Origin of the sequence: Plantactinospora sp. CA-294935, from assembly GCF_050936445.1 — a bacterium.
Classification (GTDB): domain Bacteria; phylum Actinomycetota; class Actinomycetes; order Mycobacteriales; family Micromonosporaceae; genus Plantactinospora.
The window spans coordinates 4,129,709-4,149,762 of the sequence record NZ_JBNJMU010000001.1 but is presented as its reverse complement, the minus strand read 5'-3'; the positions used below and the strand labels follow the sequence as shown (position 1 = coordinate 4,149,762).

Below are 20,054 nucleotides of genomic sequence, written 5' to 3'. Positions count from 1 at the left end.
TGGCCAACGAGCGGCCGTGCCCCCGACACCCGACCGGCTTGTCCACATCTCGACAGCTCGGCGGCGCGGCGCCCTGCCTCCGGCGACACTGGTCCGATGCGCCTCATCGCACCGGTGCACCCCGTCGCCCGCCCCGGCGGATGAACCATCCGCTGCTCCGGCTCGCCCTGGCCGGGCTGCGCGCGCACGCCGTACGGGTGGTGCTGACCGGGTTCGCGGTGGTGGTGGCGGTCGGCTTCCTCGCCGGCACGCTGGTCTACGGCGACACCGCCCGGGCGGCGTTCTACACCGACCTGGCCCGGTCGGCCCGGAACGTGGACGTGGTGGTGGAGCCGGAGCACGGGCTGCTCACCCCGGCGACGGTACGCCGGGTGGCGGCCGTCAACGGTGTCGCGGCGGTGGACGGGCGGGTCGTGGCCTGGCTGGGCGTACTCGACCGGAACGGCAAGCTGATCACCAGCCAGGACCACATCGGGTACGCCCTGTCGGTGCCGGGTGACGCCGCGCTGGCCCCGTACGACGTGGCGGCCGGGCGGCTACCGGGCACCGCTGGCGAGATCGCCCTGGACCGGGCCACCGTGGCCGGCGCCGGTTTCGCGCTCGACGGCCCGGTGACCGTGCTGGACCGGGCCGGCACGGTGCACCGGCTGCGCCTGGTCGGCGTGCTGGACCTCGGGGTGAACCGGCTCTTCGGCGGCTCCGCCGTCGCCGCGCTGACCCCGGCCGACCTCGGCACGCTCACCGGTACCGCCGACTACGCCCAGGTGGTGGTCCGGGCCACCGAGGGCACCGACCCGACCCGGCTGCGGGACCGGATCGCCGAGGCGGTCGGCCCCGGCACGCGCACCCTGACCGGGGCGGCCCTGCGGGACCGGCTCGCCCGGCAGGCGGCCAAGTACGTCGACGGCTTCCTCGCCGTACTGCTCGGCTTCGGCCTGGTCTCGCTCACCGTGTCGGCGTTCGTCATCTACAACACCTTCGCCATGCTCGGCGCGCAGCGGGTCCGGGAGGTCAGCCTGCTCCGTTGCGTCGGCGCCTCCCGGGCGCAGGTGCGCGGCGCCGTACTCCTGGAGGCGGGCATCCTCGGCCTGCTCGCCTCGGTCGGCGGGCTGCTGGCCAGCCTGCTCGTCGGGTACGGGCTGATCCGGGGTCGTGAGCTGGTCGCCTCGGACATCCCGCTGCACGCCCCGGTGGTGCGCTGGCCGACCGTGCTGGTCGCGCTCGGCTTCGGCACCCTGGTCACGGTGCTGGCCGCGCTGGTGCCGGCGGTGGAGGCGAGCCGGGTGGCGCCGCTGGCCGCGCTGCGGTCCCGGGACGCCGTCGAGGCCGGCGGCGGCCGGCGCCGCCGTACCCGAATCGCGGTCGCGCTCGGCCTGGCCGGGGTCGGCGGACTGGCCGTACTGGTCGGGCTGCCGCTGGCCTTTCCCGGACTGCCGCTGGTGCTCGGCGGCGGCATGGTCGCCTTCCTCGGCGCGGTGGTGGCGGCCCCGCTGCTGGTCCCCCGGGCGGTCCGGCTGGTCGGCTGGCTGCCGGCCCGGGTCTTCGGTCCGGTGGTACGGCTGGCCGTGGCGAACGCCCGACGCAATCCCCGGCGGGCGGCGGCGACCAGCACCGCGCTGACCATCGGGGTGGCCCTGATGGCGATGTTCAGCGTGCTGCTGGCGACCGCCCGGGAGCAGGCCGGGCGGGAGTTGGCCGAGAACTTCCCGGTGGACTTCGTACTCGACCGCGTCCGCACCGACGGCTCGCCGGTGGCGGTACGTGGCCCGCTGCCGCCCGGGATGGCGCAGCGACTCCGTCCCGATCCGGCGTTCGGCACCGTCGCCGAGGTACGCCTGGCCAACTCGCCCCTGGACGACCGGATCCGGGTCTGGGCGGTGCCGCCCGAGCGGCTGCACGGACCGATCCGCCCCGAGGTGACCGCCGGCAGCCTGGCCGGGCTGGCCCCGGGCACGGTGGCGGTGAGCCGGCAACTCGCCGCCGAACGGGGCATCGGGGTCGGCGACCGGATCGCGCTCGGCCTCGGTCCACCGGGGCCGCTGACCGTGGTGGCGGTCTACGACGACAGCCCGGTCGACGGTGCCGCCCTGGTCCCCTGGGCGTCGTTCGTCGGCGCGTACGGCCCCGGGGAGCCGGACCGGCTGCTGGTCGACCTCGCCCCGGGGGTGTCGACGGCGGCCGGCCGGCAGGCGCTGGACGCGGCCCTGGCCGACCAGCCGGCGGTCCGGGTACGCGGTCTCGCCGACCAGGCCGACGCGCTGTCCCGCACCCTCGACGAGTTGCTGGGGATCTTCGCGGCCCTGCTCGGCATGTCGGTGCTGATCGCCGTGCTGGGCATCGGCAACACGCTCGCGCTCTCGGTCGTCGAACGCCGCCGGGAGTCGGCGACGGTCCGGGCGCTGGGCCTGTCCCGCCGGCAACTGGCGACCATGCTGCTGACCGAGGCGGCCCTGGCCGGTGCGGTCGGGGCACTGTCCGGGATCGCCCTCGGGCTCGGCCTCGGCTGGACGGCGGCGATGGGTCTGATCAGCAGCTACGGGCACGGGCTGCCGGCCGTACCCGTAGGGCAGCTCGCCCTCTGCGCCGCGCTGGCCGCCTCGGCGGCGGTGCTGGCCAGCCTGCTGCCGGCCCGCCGGGCTGCCCGGGCCCCGATCGTCGCCACCCTCGGCGACGACGGGTGAGCCGGGCACGGACGGGTGAGCCGGGCACGCCCGCCCGTCGTTCTCCAGTAGGACGGGTCAGCGTCGTTCTCCGGTAGGGACGGGGACACCGTCGTTCTCCGGTAGGACGGGGTCAGCGCCGTTCTCCGGTAGGGACGGGGACACCGTCGTTCTCCAGTAGGACGGGGGCACCGATTCCGCACAGGACGGGTTCCCGCCGCCGGCCGGCCGGCAGTATCGACGGCGGGGGCGATCGGGCCGGAAGGAGGGGGTGTTGGGGGCCGGGCACGACCACGGGGGGCGGTTGACCCGGGCGGCGGAACGGCACCGGGGACGGCTCTGGGCCGCCTTCGGGCTGCTCGCCGTCCTGATGGTGGTCGAGACGGTCGCCGCGCTGGTCACCGGCTCGCTCGCGCTGCTCTCCGACGCCGGGCACATGTTCACCGACGTGCTCGGGATCGGGATGGCGCTGGCCGCGATCACGGCGGCCCGGCGGGCGGCCGGCGACCCGCAGCGGACCTTCGGGCTCTACCGCCTGGAGGTGCTGGCCGCGCTGGCCAACGCGGTACTGCTGTTCGGGGTGGCGCTCTACGTGCTGGTCGAGGCGGTACGCCGGTTCGACGACCCGCCCCGGGTCGCGGCCGGCCCGATGCTGCTGGTGGCCACGCTCGGCCTGCTAGCCAACGCGGCCGCGTTCGGCCTGCTCCGGGCCGGGGCGCGGGAGAGCATCAACCTGCGCGGCGCCTACCTCGAAGTGCTCGGGGACCTGCTCAACTCGGCGGGCGTGATCCTCGCCGCCGTGGTGATCATCCTGACCGGCTGGCGCTGGGCCGATCCGATCGTGGCCCTGGCGGTCGGGCTGTTCATCCTGCCCCGCACCTGGCGGCTCGGCCGGACCGCCGTACGCATCCTGGTGCAGGCCGCGCCCGAGCACCTCGACGTGGCCGCCGTACGCGCCCGGCTGGCCGGCGTACCCGGGGTCTGCGACGTACACGACCTGCACGTCTGGACCCTCACCTCCGGCATGGAGGTGGCCTCGGCGCACCTGAGGCTGGACAGCGATGCGGAAGTCGGTACCGTACTCGCCGCGGCCCGGTCGGCGCTGCGCGAGGACTTCCACATCTCGCACGCCACCCTCCAGGTCGAGCCGAACACCGCCCCCGGAGGCTGCGGGCCCACCGAGTGGTGACCGTTCGCGACGCTGCGTCACGGCGGAGTCAGCCGGAAACTGTCGGAATTCCGCCTCAGGAGACGTCGAGGCTCACCGATAGTTAGCGGCATCTTAAGTTTCGATCCGGCGCTTGAGGTTTTTGTCCGGATACATCCTTGCGAAGTAGGAGAATCGCGAATCTAACTCCGGCAACGCCACGTATCCCCGGGCGGCAACTGCCGGTAGGCTCGGCTCCGGTTTCCGCCGGGCGGCGCCCTCCGGCGCCTGCGGAGACCGTCGCCTAATCGCACGCGCGAGCCGGGGAACCACGTACCAGGGGTGCATCCGCTCCAGCGGTAGGGATCTTCCGTCCCGAACCCGTCAGCTAACCCGGTCGGCGGCTGACGGAAGGACATTGTCATATGCCGTTCCTGGCACCCACCCGACAGGCTCCGGCGTCCGCGCAGAGAGCCACGAGACCGCCCCGGAAGGCCGCGACGACCGTGGCCGTCGCCCTGGGCATGGTCCTCGCGGCACTCGGCGGCGCACCCGCCGCCGCGGCACCGGAGTACGCGACCCCCGGGACGCTGGCCGCGGCACCCGGCGGGGACGACATCGACGGAGGCACCGACAGCCTGCGCGAGCAGCTTCAGGCCGCCAGCAAGGGCTACCTGACCGCCAAGAACAGGTTGGCCAACTCCGTCAAGCGGCAGACGGATCTGAACCAGCAGCTCGCCGCGCTGCGCACCGAGGTGGCGAGCCGGAGCGAACGGGTCGCCGAGATGGCCGACATGGCGTACCGGACCGGCCGGCTCGGGCAGGTCTCCGCCCTGCTCAACAGCGGTTCTCCGACCAGCCTGGTGGACCGGGCAGCCGCACTCGACACCATCTCGGCGAACGAGAGCCGGGAGCTGCGCGGGCTGCGGGAGAGCCTGGACAAGGAGACCCAGGCCAAGGCGGCGCTCGACAAGGAGATCGGCGAGCAGCGCAAGCAGGTCGAGGTGATGGAGACCCGCAAGAAGCAGGCCGAACGGGCGCTGGCGGCGGCGAACAACAGCGGCGGCGCCGGCTCGGGGATCAGCGGCAGCGGCGGCGGGTCGGCGCGACCGGCACCCCGCAACGCCGACGGTTCCTTCCCGGACGAGTCGTGCAGTCTCGACGACCCGACCACCAGCGGCTGCATCACCGCGCGCACCCTGCACGCGCTGAAGCAGGCCCAGGCGGCCGGCTTCACCCGGTTCGTCTCCTGCTTCCGCAGTGGCGGCAGCGGCGAGCATCCGAAGGGGCAGGCCTGCGACTTCGCCGCCCAGAAGAACGGGTTCGGCGGGGTGGCGACCGGCGGCGACCGGACGTACGGCAACAACCTGGCGGCGTACTTCGTGCGAAACGCCGATCGACTTGGCGTGCTGTACGTGATCTGGTTCAAGCAGATCTGGCTGCCGAGCGGTGGTTGGAAGACGTACAACGGGGGCAACGGTGACCCGTCCAGCGACCACACCAACCACGTGCACCTGTCGATGAACTGATCGACGGCACCTGAGGCACCGATCGCGAACCGCCGGCACCGCCCGCCACCCCTGGGCAGTGCCGGCGGTTCTCGTTCCGCACCCGGCCGTAACCCCGGACCGGGTGCGCCGGTCAGCAGCCGATCCGGGTCGAGCCCAGCGCCACGTCGTCGAACCAGAGCGTGTTCGCGCCCTCGCCGTAGCTCTCCCAGCCCAGCCGCAGGTCGGTGAGGCTCGGCCGCCAGTTGGCCCGGTTGTACCACTGTCCGTCGACGTCGTGCGTGGGCGTACCGTCGGCGGTCAGCCCGGTCACCGCGGTGCCGTTGACCCAGGTGGAGAGCCGGCCCTGCGCGCCGTCCACCATGAACTCCAGGCAGGTCCACTGGTTGACCGGCAGCGGCGCGCTGAGCGCGACACCGTTCGGGCTCTGCTCCGGCAGGGTGGCGTCGTCGGAGGCCCGGTTCCACTGCAGGGCGGCGTTCTGCCCGCCCATCCGCAGGTCACGGTTGCCGTCGTTGGCGTCCCGCATGGCCAGGAAGGTCACGTGCGAGGTCGGCAGCGCGGTGGTGTGCCGGACCCAGAGCCGGGCGTAGCGCACCGCTCCGACGCCGCCGAGATCCCGGGTGGAGCCGACGAAGACGTGGTTGCAGTAGCCGACGGCGCCGTTGATCCGCACCGACCGGGTGCCCTGGTGCGCGACCGAGGTGTCGATGCTGGCGGTGCCGCTGCCCGAGCAGTCCGGGTAGCTGACGCTCCAGTCGCCGGAGGGTGCCGTGCCGGTCTGGTTCTCGAAGCCGTCGCAGAGCACCGCCGAACCGCAGCCGCTCGGCGGCGGAGTGGTCGGCGGGACCGTCGGCGGCGGGGTGACCGTCGGCGGGGCACTGGTCGGCGGAGTCGTCGGCGGCCTGGTCGTCGGCGGCGCGGTGCTGGGCGGAGTGGTCGGCTCGGCACCGTTGCACGGCTCGCCGTTGAGGGTGAACCCGGTCGGCGCAGACGAGCTGGCGGCGTAGCTGCCCTGCACCCCGAACTCGGTGGAGCCGCCGGCCGGCAGCGACCCGTTCCAGGCCACGTTCCGGGCGGTCACGGTCGCGCCGGACTGGCTGACCTGGGCGTTCCAACTGCTGGTGATTTGCTGGTCGCCACCGTAGGTCCAGGTCACGGTCCAGCCGTTCACCGGGCTGCCCCCGGCGGTCACCCGGACGGCGGCGGTGAAGCCACCGGTCCACTGGTTGGCGGTGTAGTCGACCAGGCAGCCGGCGGCGGCCTGCGCGGTCGGCGTCAACCCGGTGCCGAGCACGGCGACACTGCTCGCGGCGATCGCGGTCACCGCGGCCAGGGCCAGGGAGACGCGACGGTACGGTGCGGAGATCCGCATGGGAGTTCCTCTCGGACGACTGCCGGCCCCGTCGCCGCCCCTGGCGCGTGCCGGCAGTGCTGTTACGACGACGAGTGGCCGACGCGCGCGGCGCGTACCGCCCTCGTTGGACTCCCGTGACCAGCTCCCATGATCATCGATCCGCCACGACACCCCGGCCAGCCCGTACCGGTCGCGTGACGGCGCCGACCAAGCTTAGAGACAACCATCGATGCAAGCAACCGGCCGGACCCGCGCTCCTGCCGTCGGCCCGGCCGCCCCGGCCAGCGACAATGACGGGGTGACGATCGCGCGCTCGCTGCTGCTGTTCCTGCTCGCCGCCGTCGCCGAGATCGGCGGGGCCTGGCTGGTCTGGCAGGGCGTACGCGAGAACCGGGGCCTGCTCTTCGTCGCCGCCGGCATGCTGGCACTGGCCGGGTACGGCTTCGTGGCGGCGTTCCAGCCCGATCCGCACTTCGGTCGGGTGCTCGCCGCGTACGGGGGCGTCTTCGTGGCCGGCTCGCTCGGCTGGGCCGTACTGGTGGACCGGTTCCGCCCGGACCGCTACGACCTGGCCGGCGCCGCCATCTGCCTCGTCGGGGTAGCCGTCATCATGTACGCCCCCCGCCCCTGACCCACCCTCGGGTGTTCATGAATGAAACTTTTGCAAGCGTTGGGCGGCCAGCCACCCCGCCGGGACCTGCGGCGATAGCCACACATCCCTTCCCGGCACGGTGATCTCTGCAAATCGGAGTGGGTCCATTCTGGCCAAACCAGCCCAGACATCCACCTCCGCCCATGCTTTACGGCCTCGGAACCCGGTGATAGCTTCCCGGCAACATTTGCAAGAACTTGCAGGCCGGCCGTCTCCGCTCTCCTTGACTATGGGAGGTTCCGATGCGTACCCGACGAGGTTCGACCGCCGCCCGAAGAACCGCAACCGCCGCCCTGACCGGGGTGCTCGCCGCCGCGCTGGCGGTGACCGTCGCCGACCGGCGGACCGAGCGGGCGACCGCCAGCCCGGCCAGCCCGGGCGCCAAGGACGTGATCGTGCACCTGTTCCAGTGGCCCTGGGCCTCGATCGCCAACGAGTGCAGCACGGTGCTCGGTCCGAAGGGCTTCGGCGGGGTGCAGGTGTCGCCGCCGCAGGAGCACGTCGTACTCCCCGGCCGGGGTTACCCGTGGTGGCAGGACTACCAGCCGGTCAGCTACCAGTTGAGTACCCGGCGCGGTGACCGGGCCGCCTTCGCCGGCATGGTGCGGACCTGCCACGACGCCGGAGTGAAGATCTATGTGGATGCGATCGTCAACCACATGGCCGGCGGCGCCTCGACCGGGACGGGCAGCGGCGGCTCGACCTACAGCCAGTACGGCTATCCGGCGGTGCCGTACGGCAGCGGCGACTTCCACCACTGCGGGCGCAACGGCAACGACGACATCGTCAACTGGGCCGACCGCTGGGAGATCCAGAACTGCGAGCTGGTCGACCTCGCCGACCTGCGCACCGAGTCGTCCTATGTGCGCGGCAGGCTCACCGGGTACCTGAACGACCTGGTCTCGCTCGGCGTCGACGGCTTCCGGGTGGACGCGGCCAAGCACCTGCCCGCCGCCGACCTGGCCGCGATCGTCGAGCCCGTCACCGGCGACCCGTACGTCTTCAGCGAGGTGATCGAGGGCGGCTCCGGCGAACCCACCCCGGAGGAGTACGCCGGGATCGGTGACGTCACCGAGTTCCGCTACGGGGACGTGGTCGGCAACGCGTTCCGGGACGGCAACCTGGCGAACCTGAACAACCTCGCCTCCTCGATGCGGCTCGGCTCCGGCGACGCGGTGGCGTTCGTCGACAACCACGACACCCAGCGCAACGGTCGAGCCCGGCTGACCTACCGGGACGGCTCGGCGTACGCGCTGGCCGAGGCGTTCATGATCGCCTGGCCGTACGGCGTCCCGCAGGTGATGTCGAGCTTCACCTTCAGCGACCCGGATGCGGGGCCGCCGCGCGACGGCACCGGCGCCACCAGCCCGGTCGACTGCGCGGGCGGTGGCTGGGCCTGTGAGCACCGCTGGCGGAGCACCGCCAACATGGTCGGGCTGCGCAACGCCGCCGCCGGGGCCGGGGTCACCAACTGGTGGAGCAACGGCAGCAACCAGATCGCCTTCGGCCGGGGCAGCGCCGGCTACGTCGCCTTCAACCGCGCCGGCGGCCCGTTGACGCGTACCTTCCAGACCAGCCTGCCGGCCGGCAGCTACTGCGACGTGCTGAGCGGGGACTTCACCAGCGGCTCCTGCACCGGTACGACGTACCAGGTCGACACCGCCGGCCAGGTCACCGCGACCGTGCCGGCGTTCGGGGCCCTGGCGCTGCACGTCAACGCCCGGACCTCGGGCGGCGGTCCCGGCCCGACCCCGACGGGCGGCTCCTGCTCCACCGTCGCCACCACCTTCGCGGTGACCGCCACGACGGTCTGGGGTGAGAACGTCTACCTCACCGGGAACGTCCCGGCGCTGGGCAACTGGAACCCGGCGAACGGGGTGCCGCTCTCCTCGGCCGGCTACCCCGTCTGGCGGGGCACCGTCGACCTGCCCGCCGGCACCGCCGTGCAGTACAAGTACGTCAAGCGCAACGGCGGCCAGGTGGTCTGGGAGAGCGACCCGAACCGGTCCCGGTCCACCCCTTCCGCCGCCGGATGCACCGCGACCTGGACCGACACCTGGCGCTGACCCGTCGCCGGGAACCGGCGGTACGTCGATCTGCGTACTCGGAACATCCACACCGGCACGATGTCGCGGTGCCGTTCCGCCGGCACCATCACTGGCATGACGCTCTCTCCGCCGTGGCGAAAAGCCCTCCTCACCCTGCACGTGGTCACCGCGGTCGGCTGGTTGGGGGTCGACGTGGTGCTGCTGACCCTCGGCGTGGCCGGGGCGCGCGGCTCCGACCCGGACGTGGTCTATCCGGTGATGGCCCTGGTCGGGCAGGCCGTCTTCGTGCCGCTGAGCGTGCTCGCCTGGCTGGTCGGCGTCGCCAGCGCGCTGCTCACGCCCTGGGGCCTGGTCAGGCACCGGTGGGTGCTGGTCAAGATGGTGATCACCACCGTGATGCTCGGCGCGGTGCTCTTCGCCCTGCTGCCGAACCTGCAGGCCGCCGAACTCGGTGCGGCGACTCCACCGGACGCCCGGCAGGGCCTGCTGGCGGCGCCGATCGTCTCCAGCACCCTGCTGGTCGTCGCCACGGTGCTCTCCACCTACAAGCCGTGGGGCCGAATCGGTCGGGCCGGTGCGGTCAGGACCGGGCAGCGGCCAGCGCGGCCGGCAGCCGGGTCGCGAGGTCCAGGTGCCCGGCCCGGGCCTGCCGGAACGCGTACCGAAACAGCGGTACGGGTGCCGACAGGGTGATCTCGACGTCGATGCGTACCAGCCCGTCGGCCTCGCGGGTCAGCCGGGTCCGGTTCCGCAGCGTGGTACGCGGCCACTGCCGGGCCACCATCTCCAGCTCGTCGGCCGCCCACCGGAGCAGGTCGGCCCGGTAGGTGACCTGGAACCGGAACGGTCCCCAGCGCAGCCGGCGCACGGCTCGTGGCAGGCGGACAGGTGCGGCGGGTGGTCCCTCGTCCGCTGACCCGCGACGGCCGGAGCTGCATGAATAGCGACTAACAGGGTATCTAACGGGCATGAGCGGACATGTTATGGTCTTTGCCCCTGATCCGCAGTTGACGGTCACCATCGACCAGCCCGCCGACGAGACCGAGCTCCACCTGCACCCCGGCGGCCAGGGGGTGTGGCAGGCCCGGATGATCAGGTGTCTGGGCGTGCCCGTGGTGCTCTGCGCCGGGCTCGGCGGGGAGATCGGACAGGTGCTCGAACCGCTGCTGGCCGGTGAGGGAGTCGACCTCCGGGCGATCCACCGCGAGTCCAGCAGCGGCGGCTACGTGCACGACCGGCGGGACGGCAAGCGCCACGAGATCGCCTCGGTGCCGGGCCATCCGCTCGCCCGGCACGAGCTGGACGAGCTCTACAACCTCGCGCTCAGCGAGGGGCTGGGCGCCGAGGTCAGCATCCTCAGCGGCCCTGGCCATCCGTCCCTGGTCGCACCGGAGATCTACCGCCGGCTCGCCGCCGACCTCGGCCACAACGGCAGCCGGGTGGTCGCCGACCTCTCCGGTCCGCACCTGGCGGCCGTACTGGACAGCGGCGTGTCGGTACTCAAGGTCAGCCACGAGGAACTGCTCCGGGACGGCCTGGCCGCCGACGACGGCGAGGCGGAGCTGATCCGGGTGATCCAGGCGCTGCACGCCCAGGGGGCCCAGTCGGTGGTGGTCAGCCGGGCCGAGGAGCCGGCCCTGGTGCTGGTCGACGGCGAGGTGGCCCAACTCGACATGCCCCGGCTGGAGGTGGCGGACCCGCGCGGTGCCGGCGACTCGATGACCGCCGGGGTGGCGGCGGTGCTGGCCCGGGGCGGCGACATCCGGCTCGCGGTCCGGACCGGGGCGGCGGCGGGCGCGCTGAACGTCACCCGGCACGGGCTCGGCACCGGCCGGCCGGACGCGATCGCCGGCCTGGTCGACCGGGTGAAACTGGCACCGATGCGGGTGGACCGGCAGGATCGGCTGACCCCCGACGAGCTGGCGCACCGGACGACGACGTCATGACGATCCGGGTACTGGTCACCAACGACGACGGCATCGCGGCTCCCGGGCTGCGCTGGCTGGCGCGTACCGCGGCGGAGCGCGGGTGGGACGTGGTGGTGGCTGCCCCGAGCGAGGAGGCCAGCGGCGCGAGCGCCGCGATGAGCGCGGTGGAGCGGGACGGCCGGGTGGTCGTCGAGGAGCACCCGATCGAGGAGCTGCCCGGCGTCCCCGCGTACGGAGTGGCCGGCTCGCCAGCGCTGATCACGCTGATCGCCCTGCACGGGGCGTTCGGGCCGGCACCGTCGGCGGTGCTCTCCGGGATCAACCGGGGCGCGAACGCCGGCCGTGCGGTGCTGCACTCGGGCACGGTCGGTGCGGCGTTCACCGCTGCCGCGAACGGCTGCCACGGGCTCGCGGTCTCCCTGGACGTACTCTCCGTACACGAGGCGAGCACCGGAAGCGGCGGTGCGGCGGCGGCCGTCACCCGACCGGACCGGGACGAGCGGCGGAACTGGGCGACCGCGGCCCGGGTGGCGCTGGACCTGCTGCCCCGGCTGACCGCAGGCCCCGTGGAGAGCGTGCTGAACGTGAACTCCCCCGACCTGCCGTACGAGCGGTTGCGCGGGATACGCCGAGGCACCCTGGCCGGGTTCGGGCAGGTACAGATGACGGTCGCCGAAGCCGGCAAGGGTTTCGTGCGTACCGCCCTGGAGGAATCCGGCCAGTACGTCGAGCCGGGCACGGACGTGGCCTGGCTGGCGGAGGGTTACGCCTCGGTGACGGCGATCCGGGCGGTCACCGAGGCGTCCGACGTGGATCTGTCCGGACTGGACGATCCGCAGTGAGGGGTGGGATTCCCGGTCCGCGCTGATCAGATCGCGGGCCGGGGACGGTCAGGCGCCGGGGACCTTGACCTCCTCGGCGGCAGCCGCGGGGCCGGCGAAGTAGGGCTCCGGCGCGCCGAAGAGGCCGAGGAGCCCGGTGACCCAGAGCTGCCGGTGGACGAACCGGCTCGGTTCGGTGACCACGAGCTTGACGCCGCTGACCTCCGCGGTCTGGAAGCCGGCGACCATGGCGCTGATTCCGACGGAGTCGATGAAGCTGACCAGTCGCATGTTGAGCTCGATCCTGGACGGTCGCCCCTTGGTCAGAACTCCGGCGATCGCCTCACGAACCTCGTACGCCGTATCGACGTCGATTTCTCCGCGAGGGGCGATCTCCACAACTCCACCAGGCAAGACCGACTTGACGATCGACAGGCTCACGCGAGCACCTCCACTCGCCCATGTCCGGGCGCCTAATCAGTACGCGGGCCGCGACCGAGAGTATTCCTCTCACGGCCCCGATCGCCACCCTTCCGGACGGGCAATCTATTCAACGAGCCGACAAACCTACCCGGTAACGGGGCAAACTACGCTAAATTTTCCTGCGCCGTCGGCTTCGGCACCTGCACCGTCACGCCCTCAGCGTAGCCGTCCCGCAGGTCGGGGCGGGCCACCGGTGCACTGTGTCGTACCTCGCCCGACGCCGCCGCCCGCCGGTACCCGAATCCCTGTCGCCTATGCGACAGACCGGCGGGCCCGACGGGGCCGGTGGGACCACTGGGGCCGGTGTCGCCAGCGGGGCGGGTGTGCCGGGGAGCACCTAGCATGGGGTGATCCGTCCGTCGCGGGACGGGCGACCCAGGCTCGGGAAGGGACACCTGATGCTGAGGAAGCTGATCGGACTGGCTGGGGTCGGCGCGCTGCTGGCACTGGTACTCGCCTGCGGGTTCGGCGGCGGAGGTGATGACGACGACGGTGACGACGACGATTTCGCCCAGCGCGCGTCCGTCGTCCTGCTCGGCTGACCGCCTGCGGCTGACCGTCTGCGGCACACCGGCACGAGATCTCGGCGATTCCGGCAGACTTCGGGAGGTGATCCCGGGTTTGCCAGGAAACACGCCTGGGCACCTCCCGAAGTAGCAATCCGCAACGCGCCGAACAGACGCCTCTGTCCGAAGTGGCCGCTTCGTTCGGCAACCGAGGAGGTAGCACGATGCTCGGAACGAACCTGCTGAAACATCAGAGCAAGCCCGAGCGGATCGCCGACCAGGCGTGGGAACACCTGACCGGCGCGATCAACTCGGCCGGCGACTCGGTGAAGTACACCGCCCGCTCGGCGCGGCGGACCGGCTCCCACCTCACCAGCCATGCCGGCGACCGGGTGGGTGCCGTGACCGACGAGGCCCGGGTACGGGCCAGCCGGGCGTACGACGCCCTCGCGGGCCGCCGGCCAGGACTTCCCTGGGGGTGGCTGATCGGGGCGGGCCTGTTCGGCGCCGCCCTGGCCTGGGCCGCCTCCGCCGCGTCCCGGGCCGCGCTGGCCCGGGCCGAGGAGGAACTGCCCGCCAGCGACGGGCTGGAGTTCGTGGACGTCGACCGGGCCAACTCACCGGTCCGGGTCGACACCACCTGATCCCCACGGACCTGCCCGGCCGGTCGGGCAGGTCCGCGGAAGCCGGGCCCGGTGCGTTCCCGCGCCGGGCCCGGAGGTGCGGCCCCGGTCCTCGCTCAGTTCCGCGCGGCCCCGGTCCTCGCTCAGTTCCGCGCGGCCCCGGTCCTCGCTCAGTTCCGCGCGGCCCCGGTCCTCGCTCAGTTCCGCGCGGCCCCGGTCCTCGCTCAGTTCCGCGCGGCCCCGGTCCTCGCTCAGTTCCGCGCGCCATGCTCAGCCTTGTTCAGTTCCGCGCGCAGCTCACCGCTCGGCGGCGGCGTGCTGCTCGGAGTGGCCGTGGGCGGGCGGGTCGTCGGAGTCGCCGTCGGCGGACGGGTGGTCGGGGGTGGCGGTGGGCGGGTTGGCGGGGCCGCCGAGCCGGTCCGCGACCAGGATGCCCCGGCCGTTGGTGCCGAGGTAGACCCGGCCGTAGACCCTCGGGTCACCGGTCAGCGCCTCGCCCATGTTGCCGTACTGGTGCTGGTCGTCGTTGATCCGCACCCAGGCGCCACCGGCGTTGTCCGACCGGTACACCCCGCGCACGCCGTCGACGGTGGCGACCGCGAAGACCGCCGGGTACGTCTGCCCGGGCGCCGCCCGACCGAACCCGACGTTGACCGCGCTGCTCACGTTCGACTGCTTCGTGAAGCTCGCTCCGGAGTCGGTGGACCGGAAGAGGCCGGTCTCGCCGGCCAGCCAGATGTCTCCCTCGGCCCCGGCCACCGCCTTGAACTTCGCCCCGCCGCTCGGCAGCCCGGTGGCGGCGGTGGCGGTGAAGCTCTGCCCGCCGTCGGTGCTGAGGTAGAACCGGCCGGCCGAGTAGCCGTAGAACTTGTTCGGGTTCACCCGGTCGGCCTCGACGCCTGCGTTCGCCGGGATCCCGCTGGACTGGCTCCACGAGTTCCCGTACCCGACCGAGTAGACCACCTGCGCTCCGGAGTCGCCGGGCGCCCAGACGAACCGGCTGCCGTTGGCGGCCACCGCGACGGTGCCGCCGCTGTTGATCCCGCCCGGCTCCTGGCCCTGGAACCAGTTCGCCCCGCCGTCGGTGGAGAACGCGACATGGCTGTCGTTCGGCCGGTCGGCGTCGGTGAAGTTGCCGGCCCGGACCATGATGCTCGGGTTCGACTCGGCGAAGTCGAGGCTGGTGGTGCTGGTGAAGACCGGCTGGGTGAACATCGTCGGCGGTACGGCGTCCAGGCTGGTGTGCCGGAAGCCGCCGACGTCGCCGAGTCCGCTGACCAGCGGGGCACCCGACGGCGGGCTGACCAGGTCGAGCACGGCCGTCTCCTCCAGTCCCCGCACCATCGGTCGGATGGTGACCGTGCCGCCGCTGTCCCAGTTGCGCAGGTTGGTGGTGCCGTAGATGGTGGCGCCGGTGCCGTACATCAACCGGTTGCCGTCGAACGGGTCGATCTCCACCGACTCGTTCATCCAGCCGAGCTTCGGGGTCTCCTCCGGTGGGGACGGGTTGGCGCCGAAGGTCAGCCACGGCACCGAGCTGACGTCCATGGTGTAGCGCTTGGTCCGGTTCGGGTACGCCCCGAAATCCCAGATCCGGGTCCAGGTCGCGCCGCCGTCCGTACTCCGGAAGAAGATCGCGTCCGGCCACCAGGAGATCTGCGTCGCCACCATGATGGTGTTCGGGTTCTGCCGGTCGATGGTCAACCCGCTGTAGCCGTAGTACGCGTCGGCGCTGCTGGACGGGACCGGGCTGATCTGCGTCCACGCCCCGGTGGCCCGGTTGAACTTCCAGACGTCGCCCTTGCCGCCGTCGTACGGGCCGCCGGTGTCGCTGGTGGCGATGTAGAGGAAGCCGCCGACCGGGTCGACGACACCCTTGTGCGCCAGATAGCCGGTGGGCTGGCCCGCGATCCGCTCCCAGCTCGTACCGCCGTCGGTGCTCCGGTAGACCGGATTCTCCTTGTCCGCGACCCCGACATAGATGGTCTGGGTGGTGTTGCCGGCGGTGCCGGTGGACTTGTCGAAGCTGACCCAGGTGACGCCCTGGTTGCTGTTCAGGTAGTTGTTCGGGTCGGAAGGGTCCTGGGCGTAGTTGCCGGGGTTCGGGAAGTTGCCCACCTTCGCCCAGGTCACGCCGTGGTCGGTGCTGCGCCATAGCCCGTTGCCGCCCTCGGCACCGTAGTAGACGATGCTGTTCCGGTTCGGGTCGACGGCGAGCCGCTCGCCCTGGCCCCGACCCGGCATGTTGCCGCCCACCTTGAACGGCAACTGGTACGCCTGCCAGGTGTTGCCCTTGTCGGTGGAGCGCAGGATCGCGCCGTTGTTCGGATCCCAGTCGTTGGTGTACATCCCGACCGCCGCGTAGACCCGGTTGGTCTGTACCGGGTCGGTGGCGATGCTGAGCACGCCGTTCCAGCCCCAGCGGTCCCAGCCGACCCAGTCCAGCAGCGGGGTCCAGCTCTGGCTGGACTGCTCCCAGCGGTAGGCGCCGCCGATGTCGGTGCGGGCATAGATCAGGTTCCGCTCGGTGGGGTTGAAGACGATGCCGGGGACGAAGCCGCCGCCGTCGATCCGGACGTTCTTCCACGAGTACGGCTCGGCCGCCGCGGCCGAGGCCGGTGCCGCGGCGGGGCTGACGGCGACCTGGGCCACCACGGCCACCACGCCGGCGGCCAGTACCGCCGCGAGCGCAGTGGCGAGACTTCTACGCATGTACGGCTCCCTGTGTGAAAGAGCTTGCGCTGGCCGGCGCGGCCGGGGGTTGGCACGCCGGGGGACGGACGAACCGTCGGCGCGGCGGGCGTTCCGAGGGGGACGCCGATGACGATCCGGACCAGTGCGGTCCCGCCGATCGCGCGCGGACAGAACACTTCCCGAGCCGGGAGCTGCCCTTGCTCCCGTGGCGTCGTCCTGGCTCCCGTAACGGCGTCGTGCAGACGTTCACACACGGCTGGACACCGTGTCAATAGTTGGGCACCTAAACTAAACCGGTGGTGGGCCGGGGCTCAGCCGAGCCGGAACACCACCGAGCCGGCGACCTCCTCGCGGGTGACGCCCAAGCCGTCGACCGGCCGGTTCAGCACCTCCTGCCACGGCGTACCGGGCAGGTACTCCGGCAACACCACGACGGTACGGACGCCGAGTTGACGCAGATGGTCGACGCTGAGCCGGTCGGGGAAGCTCGCCGTGATGCCGAGAGTCTGCGCCTGCGAGTCCGGGGTGAAGGCGGCGAGGCCGTTCACGATCTTCGGGAAGCCGTCGGTGGACCAGAGCATCACGCTGAACTCCAGGGTGCCGCTGCTCGGCAGCACCAGCAGCGGGCCCTCGGCCCCGCGCAACGCGGCCGGTTGCGGGATCACCGGGGCGTGCGGGGTCGTGTTGACCCCCTCGACGACGATCAGCGCGAGCGGGATGAGTGCGACCAACCGGACCAGCGCCCTGCGGAACCCGGCGGCACGCCGCCCGGGTACCCGCCGGTCCGGCTGCTCCTCGGTGCCCGGCGGCGGCTGGTAGGCAGCCATCCGCAGCACGGGTACCGGGCTGCCCGGCCGCTCCCCCGCGTGCGGCGGGGCCGGCGCGGCCTGGTCCGGACCGTCGTCCGGGCCCGGCTGTCCCGGTTCGGTGGACGGCACCGTCTCGGCCACGGCCGCCGACTCCGGTCGGGGCTGGCCGGCGGCGGGCTCGGCGCCGGCCGGCGCGGTGGCGGTAGCCGGCGGGACGGTGGCGGCACCGGTAGCCGCCGGCACGGTGGCGGTGGCCGGCACGGTGGCACCGGTAGCCGGCGGCACGGTGGCGGTGGTTTCCGGCCGGGTGTCGGCGGGGGTGCCGTCCGGCGACCGGTCACCGGACGACTCCGTGCCGAGCCGGGTCAGCGCGGTCAGCGCACCGGCGGCCAGGATGCCGAGCAGCAGGGTCGTCCAGAGCACCAGCCGACCGGAGGTCCGGATGGCGTCGAAGCCGGGCGCGTGCAGCACCAGGGTGGCGTACCCGGGATCGCCATCGCCGCCGAGCGTGGTGCCACTGGCCAGCCCGACGCTGACCAGTACGCCGACCGCGAGCAGTATCCGGTGCCGCAGCCGCCACACCGAGAAGAACAGCCCGGCGACGGCCAGCCCGATCAGCACCACCCCGGGCAGCAGGGTCATCTCTCCGGCGAAGCTGAGGCTCGCCCGGGCGGCGCCGTGCCGCTCGCCCCAGAGCCAGTTCTCCGGCGGCGCGACCAGGAAACCCCGCCACGGCGGCGAGAACATCTGCACATGCGCCAGGGTCCGCCGGCCGGCCGGGTGCCGGGCCACCACCTCCAGGTAGGGCAACGCCATCAGGATGCTGACCCCGCCGAACACCACCCCGCCGGCCAGGTCGGCCAGCAGCAGCCGCCGACCGAACGGCGGACGGGACCGGCGCCGCCACCACGACCAGGCGTAGCCGGCCCCGGCGGCCAGGCAGACCAGTGCCAGCACGTAGCCGAACGGCAGCCCGATGCCGAAGCCCAGGGTGATCTGCCAGGCCGCCACCAGCCAGCCGGCGAAGGCCCAGCCGGGGCGGCGCCGCTCCGGCCGGTAGCCGTGCCGCAGCGACCAGCCGTGTCCCCGGGCCAGCATCGCCAGGGCCAGCGCGATGCCGCCGATGGAGAGCACGTGCAGGTGCCCGGCCTGGGCCAGCTTCCAGGGGGCGTACCCGAAGGCGACCCCGGCCGCCGCGGCACCGATCCGGCCCGCGCCGAGCTGCCGGACCAGCGCGTACGCCCCGACGAAGGCGAGCGCGTGCACCAGCACGTAGAGGATGTTGTAGCGGACCACGCCGGCCACCGGACCCTCGCCGATCATCCCGGCCGGGGCGTAGCCGAGCAGGGTGTCGGAGTAGGCGTAGGTGTAGGGCTCCGGATAGAAGGTGTTGGAGTGCCACAACTGGGTGGGGTCGTTCAGCACCGCGTGGCCGCCCCAGGCGATCTGCCACGCCTGGAGGGTCGGATCCCCGATGTCCTGCGGGATCGTGCTGGTGATGTCGCGCAGGGTCGGCCAGGTCAGCACCACGGCCAGCAGCAGCCCGCCGAGCACGGCCAGCGTCCACTCGTGGCTGACCAGGCGCACCAGGAAGGGAGCCCGGGGCGTCCGATCCGGGCCCGACGGCGTGGCGCCGGTCTCCGGCGGTCCCGTCCGCTCGTCATTCCCGTCACTGGCCCGGTCGTCGGGGGATCCGTCACCGGCCCGGTCGTCGGAGGATCCGTCGCCGGCCCGTCCGTCGGAGGATCCGTCGCCGGCCCGGTCGTCGGGTCCGGCCGGTGCCGTCTGCCGTTCGATCGTCATCCCTGCCCATTCCTTCCGGCCCGGGCCCTGTCCCCCGCACCACACCGGCGTCTGCCCCGGAGCACACCGGGATTGATGATTCCTGATGTTCGCCGGGGCTGTCACGCCCCGTCCGGCTCACCCCGCACGGGTGAGGGTCGCTCACCCGAGGGCGGGTCAGAGTCGAAGCGCGGACGTGACCGGCGGGGCGCAGCCTACCGGTCGCCCGGACCACCGCACTGAACCTCTTTCCCCCTCCCCTTGCGTCCGTCGTGGCCCAAGGTGGAGATCGGGGCGGCAGACGCCGCGCGGTTCAGGTTGACACGGGTTCACTCGACCGTCGGAGGAGCGAGCATGGCCAGCCGCGCGACGAGCCGGACTGACGAGGAGATCCAGCGCGACATCCTGGCGGAGTTGGCCTGGGAACCCCGGGTCCAGCCGAACGAGATCGGTGTGGCGGTGCAGGACGGCGTGGTGACGCTGCGCGGCTGGGTGGACAACTACGCCAAGAAGTGGGCTGCGGAACGGGCCGCGCACCGGGTACACCGGGTCCGGGCGGTCGCGAACGACCTCGAGGTACGCCTGCCCTCCTCGGCCGAGCGCGACGACCCCGACATCGCGGCGGCGGTCACCCGGGCCCTGGAGTGGGACGCCTTCGTCCCCACCTCCGAGGTCGACGTGACCGTCTCCAACGGCTGGGTCGTGTTGCGCGGCGACGTCGAGTGGGAATACCAGCGACGCGCCGCCGAGCAGGCGGTACGCCGGCTCGCCGGAGTGCGCGGCCTCACCAACGGGATCTCGGTGCAACCGCACGAACGACCGGAGCGCGACGAGATCTCCGAGCGGATCCAGAGCGCACTGGTACGCAGCGTGGAGACCGACGCGGCGGGGATCGACATCCGGATCGAGGGCGACGCCGTGGTGCTGACCGGCAACGTCCGGTCGTGGCTCGAACGCGAGGAGGCCGAACGGGTCGCGTGGTCGGCGCCGGGCGTCACGCAGGTCGACAACCACATCACCGTACGGCTGTGAGGCT

16 protein-coding genes and 1 riboswitch are annotated in these 20,054 nt (G+C 72.6%); of the genes, 11 read left to right on the top strand and 5 right to left on the bottom strand.

What is annotated here, in order from left to right; translation table 11 throughout:
- The first annotated feature begins 140 nt into the window (after positions 1-140).
- From ACQEVC_RS18560 to ACQEVC_RS18550, 3 genes are all read left to right on the top strand, one after another.
- The gene (locus ACQEVC_RS18560; RefSeq protein ID WP_432879034.1) at positions 141-2,681 is read left to right on the top strand and encodes an ABC transporter permease; all 2,541 of its coding nucleotides are present in this window, start codon (positions 141-143) and stop codon (positions 2,679-2,681) included.
- A 253-nt stretch (positions 2,682-2,934) separates the two neighbouring features.
- Positions 2,935-3,849: a cation diffusion facilitator family transporter gene (locus ACQEVC_RS18555; RefSeq protein ID WP_432879031.1), complete on the top strand. Its 915-nt coding sequence runs from the start codon at positions 2,935-2,937 to the stop codon at positions 3,847-3,849.
- A 249-nt stretch (positions 3,850-4,098) separates the two neighbouring features.
- Positions 4,099-4,226: riboswitch (cyclic di-AMP (ydaO/yuaA leader) on the top strand.
- A gap of 6 nt (positions 4,227-4,232) precedes the next feature.
- A complete protein-coding gene (locus ACQEVC_RS18550; RefSeq protein WP_432879028.1) occupies positions 4,233-5,336 on the top strand; it encodes a coiled-coil domain-containing protein in 1,104 nt (367 codons plus the stop codon).
- 112 nt (positions 5,337-5,448) lie between these two features.
- Here ACQEVC_RS18550 and ACQEVC_RS18545 read toward each other — a convergent pair whose 3' ends face one another.
- On the bottom strand, positions 5,449-6,690 hold the full coding sequence (locus ACQEVC_RS18545; RefSeq protein ID WP_432879026.1) for a cellulose-binding domain-containing protein: 1,242 nt from the start codon (positions 6,688-6,690) through the stop codon (positions 5,449-5,451).
- 280 nt (positions 6,691-6,970) lie between these two features.
- Between ACQEVC_RS18545 and ACQEVC_RS18540 the strand changes: the two genes are divergently transcribed.
- From ACQEVC_RS18540 to ACQEVC_RS18530, 3 genes are all read left to right on the top strand, one after another.
- Positions 6,971-7,303 (top strand): YnfA family protein, encoded by a 333-nt coding sequence (locus ACQEVC_RS18540; RefSeq protein WP_432879023.1) that lies wholly within the window; start codon positions 6,971-6,973, stop codon positions 7,301-7,303.
- Positions 7,304-7,566: 263 nt separating this feature from the next.
- Entirely contained in the window at positions 7,567-9,390 is a 1,824-nt protein-coding gene (locus ACQEVC_RS18535) for a carbohydrate-binding module family 20 domain-containing protein (protein WP_432879020.1), read from the top strand.
- 96 nt (positions 9,391-9,486) lie between these two features.
- Positions 9,487-10,065 (top strand): hypothetical protein, encoded by a 579-nt coding sequence (locus tag ACQEVC_RS18530; protein ID WP_432879017.1) that lies wholly within the window; start codon positions 9,487-9,489, stop codon positions 10,063-10,065.
- Here ACQEVC_RS18530 and ACQEVC_RS18525 read toward each other — a convergent pair.
- Positions 9,953-10,240: a hypothetical protein gene (locus ACQEVC_RS18525; RefSeq protein ID WP_432879015.1), complete on the bottom strand. Its 288-nt coding sequence runs from the start codon at positions 10,238-10,240 to the stop codon at positions 9,953-9,955. The two genes, ACQEVC_RS18530 and ACQEVC_RS18525, sit on opposite strands and share 113 nt — an antisense overlap.
- 100 nt (positions 10,241-10,340) lie before the next feature.
- Here ACQEVC_RS18525 and ACQEVC_RS18520 point away from each other — a divergent pair, with 100 nt between their 5' ends.
- Positions 10,341-11,318, top strand: coding sequence for a 1-phosphofructokinase family hexose kinase (locus ACQEVC_RS18520; protein ID WP_432879012.1), 978 nt, complete (start codon positions 10,341-10,343; stop codon positions 11,316-11,318).
- Positions 11,315-12,142 (top strand): 5'/3'-nucleotidase SurE, encoded by an 828-nt coding sequence (gene surE / locus ACQEVC_RS18515; protein WP_432879009.1) that lies wholly within the window; start codon positions 11,315-11,317, stop codon positions 12,140-12,142. The genes ACQEVC_RS18520 and surE overlap by 4 nt, the downstream gene beginning before the upstream one ends.
- Before the next feature lie 48 nt (positions 12,143-12,190).
- On the opposite strand, the gene ACQEVC_RS18510 is transcribed toward surE, so the two are convergent.
- Positions 12,191-12,562 (bottom strand): STAS domain-containing protein, encoded by a 372-nt coding sequence (locus tag ACQEVC_RS18510; RefSeq protein ID WP_432879007.1) that lies wholly within the window; start codon positions 12,560-12,562, stop codon positions 12,191-12,193.
- A 440-nt stretch (positions 12,563-13,002) separates the two neighbouring features.
- Between ACQEVC_RS18510 and ACQEVC_RS18505 the strand changes: the two genes are divergently transcribed.
- Positions 13,003-13,146, top strand: a complete 144-nt coding sequence (locus tag ACQEVC_RS18505) for a hypothetical protein (protein WP_318394184.1) — start codon at positions 13,003-13,005, stop codon at positions 13,144-13,146.
- Positions 13,147-13,334: 188 nt separating this feature from the next.
- Complete coding sequence (locus tag ACQEVC_RS18500) at positions 13,335-13,754, top strand: hypothetical protein (RefSeq protein WP_432879004.1); 420 nt, start codon at positions 13,335-13,337, stop codon at positions 13,752-13,754.
- 276 nt (positions 13,755-14,030) lie between these two features.
- Here the strand turns inward: ACQEVC_RS18500 and ACQEVC_RS18495 are convergent, their stop codons facing one another.
- Positions 14,031-16,445, bottom strand: a complete 2,415-nt coding sequence (locus ACQEVC_RS18495; protein ID WP_432879001.1) for a xyloglucanase — start codon at positions 16,443-16,445, stop codon at positions 14,031-14,033.
- Positions 16,446-16,738: 293 nt separating this feature from the next.
- On the bottom strand, positions 16,739-19,039 hold the full coding sequence (locus ACQEVC_RS18490) for a hypothetical protein (RefSeq protein WP_432878998.1): 2,301 nt from the start codon (positions 19,037-19,039) through the stop codon (positions 16,739-16,741).
- 333 nt (positions 19,040-19,372) lie between these two features.
- Between ACQEVC_RS18490 and ACQEVC_RS18485 the strand changes: the two genes are divergently transcribed.
- A complete protein-coding gene (locus ACQEVC_RS18485) occupies positions 19,373-20,050 on the top strand; it encodes a BON domain-containing protein (protein WP_432878996.1) in 678 nt (225 codons plus the stop codon).
- Positions 20,051-20,054: the final 4 nt, after the last annotated feature.

Bases quoted from the DNA above. Each gene is read 5' to 3' on its own strand.
- ACQEVC_RS18495 (WP_432879001.1), bottom strand. From the start codon at position 16,445: ATGCGTAGAAGTCTCGCCACTGCGCTCGCGGCGGTACTGGCCGCCGGC.
- ACQEVC_RS18485 (WP_432878996.1), top strand. From the start codon at position 19,373: ATGGCCAGCCGCGCGACGAGCCGGACTGACGAGGAGATCCAGCGCGAC.
- ACQEVC_RS18520 (WP_432879012.1), top strand. From the start codon at position 10,341: ATGAGCGGACATGTTATGGTCTTTGCCCCTGATCCGCAGTTGACGGTC.
- ACQEVC_RS18500 (WP_432879004.1), top strand. From the start codon at position 13,335: ATGCTCGGAACGAACCTGCTGAAACATCAGAGCAAGCCCGAGCGGATC.
- ACQEVC_RS18535 (WP_432879020.1), top strand. From the start codon at position 7,567: ATGCGTACCCGACGAGGTTCGACCGCCGCCCGAAGAACCGCAACCGCC.
- ACQEVC_RS18550 (WP_432879028.1), top strand. From the start codon at position 4,233: ATGCCGTTCCTGGCACCCACCCGACAGGCTCCGGCGTCCGCGCAGAGA.
- ACQEVC_RS18505 (WP_318394184.1), top strand. From the start codon at position 13,003: ATGCTGAGGAAGCTGATCGGACTGGCTGGGGTCGGCGCGCTGCTGGCA.
- ACQEVC_RS18545 (WP_432879026.1), bottom strand. From the start codon at position 6,690: ATGCGGATCTCCGCACCGTACCGTCGCGTCTCCCTGGCCCTGGCCGCG.
- ACQEVC_RS18490 (WP_432878998.1), bottom strand. From the start codon at position 19,039: ATGACGATCGAACGGCAGACGGCACCGGCCGGACCCGACGACCGGGCC.
- ACQEVC_RS18530 (WP_432879017.1), top strand. From the start codon at position 9,487: ATGACGCTCTCTCCGCCGTGGCGAAAAGCCCTCCTCACCCTGCACGTG.
- surE (WP_432879009.1), top strand. From the start codon at position 11,315: ATGACGATCCGGGTACTGGTCACCAACGACGACGGCATCGCGGCTCCC.
- ACQEVC_RS18560 (WP_432879034.1), top strand. From the start codon at position 141: ATGAACCATCCGCTGCTCCGGCTCGCCCTGGCCGGGCTGCGCGCGCAC.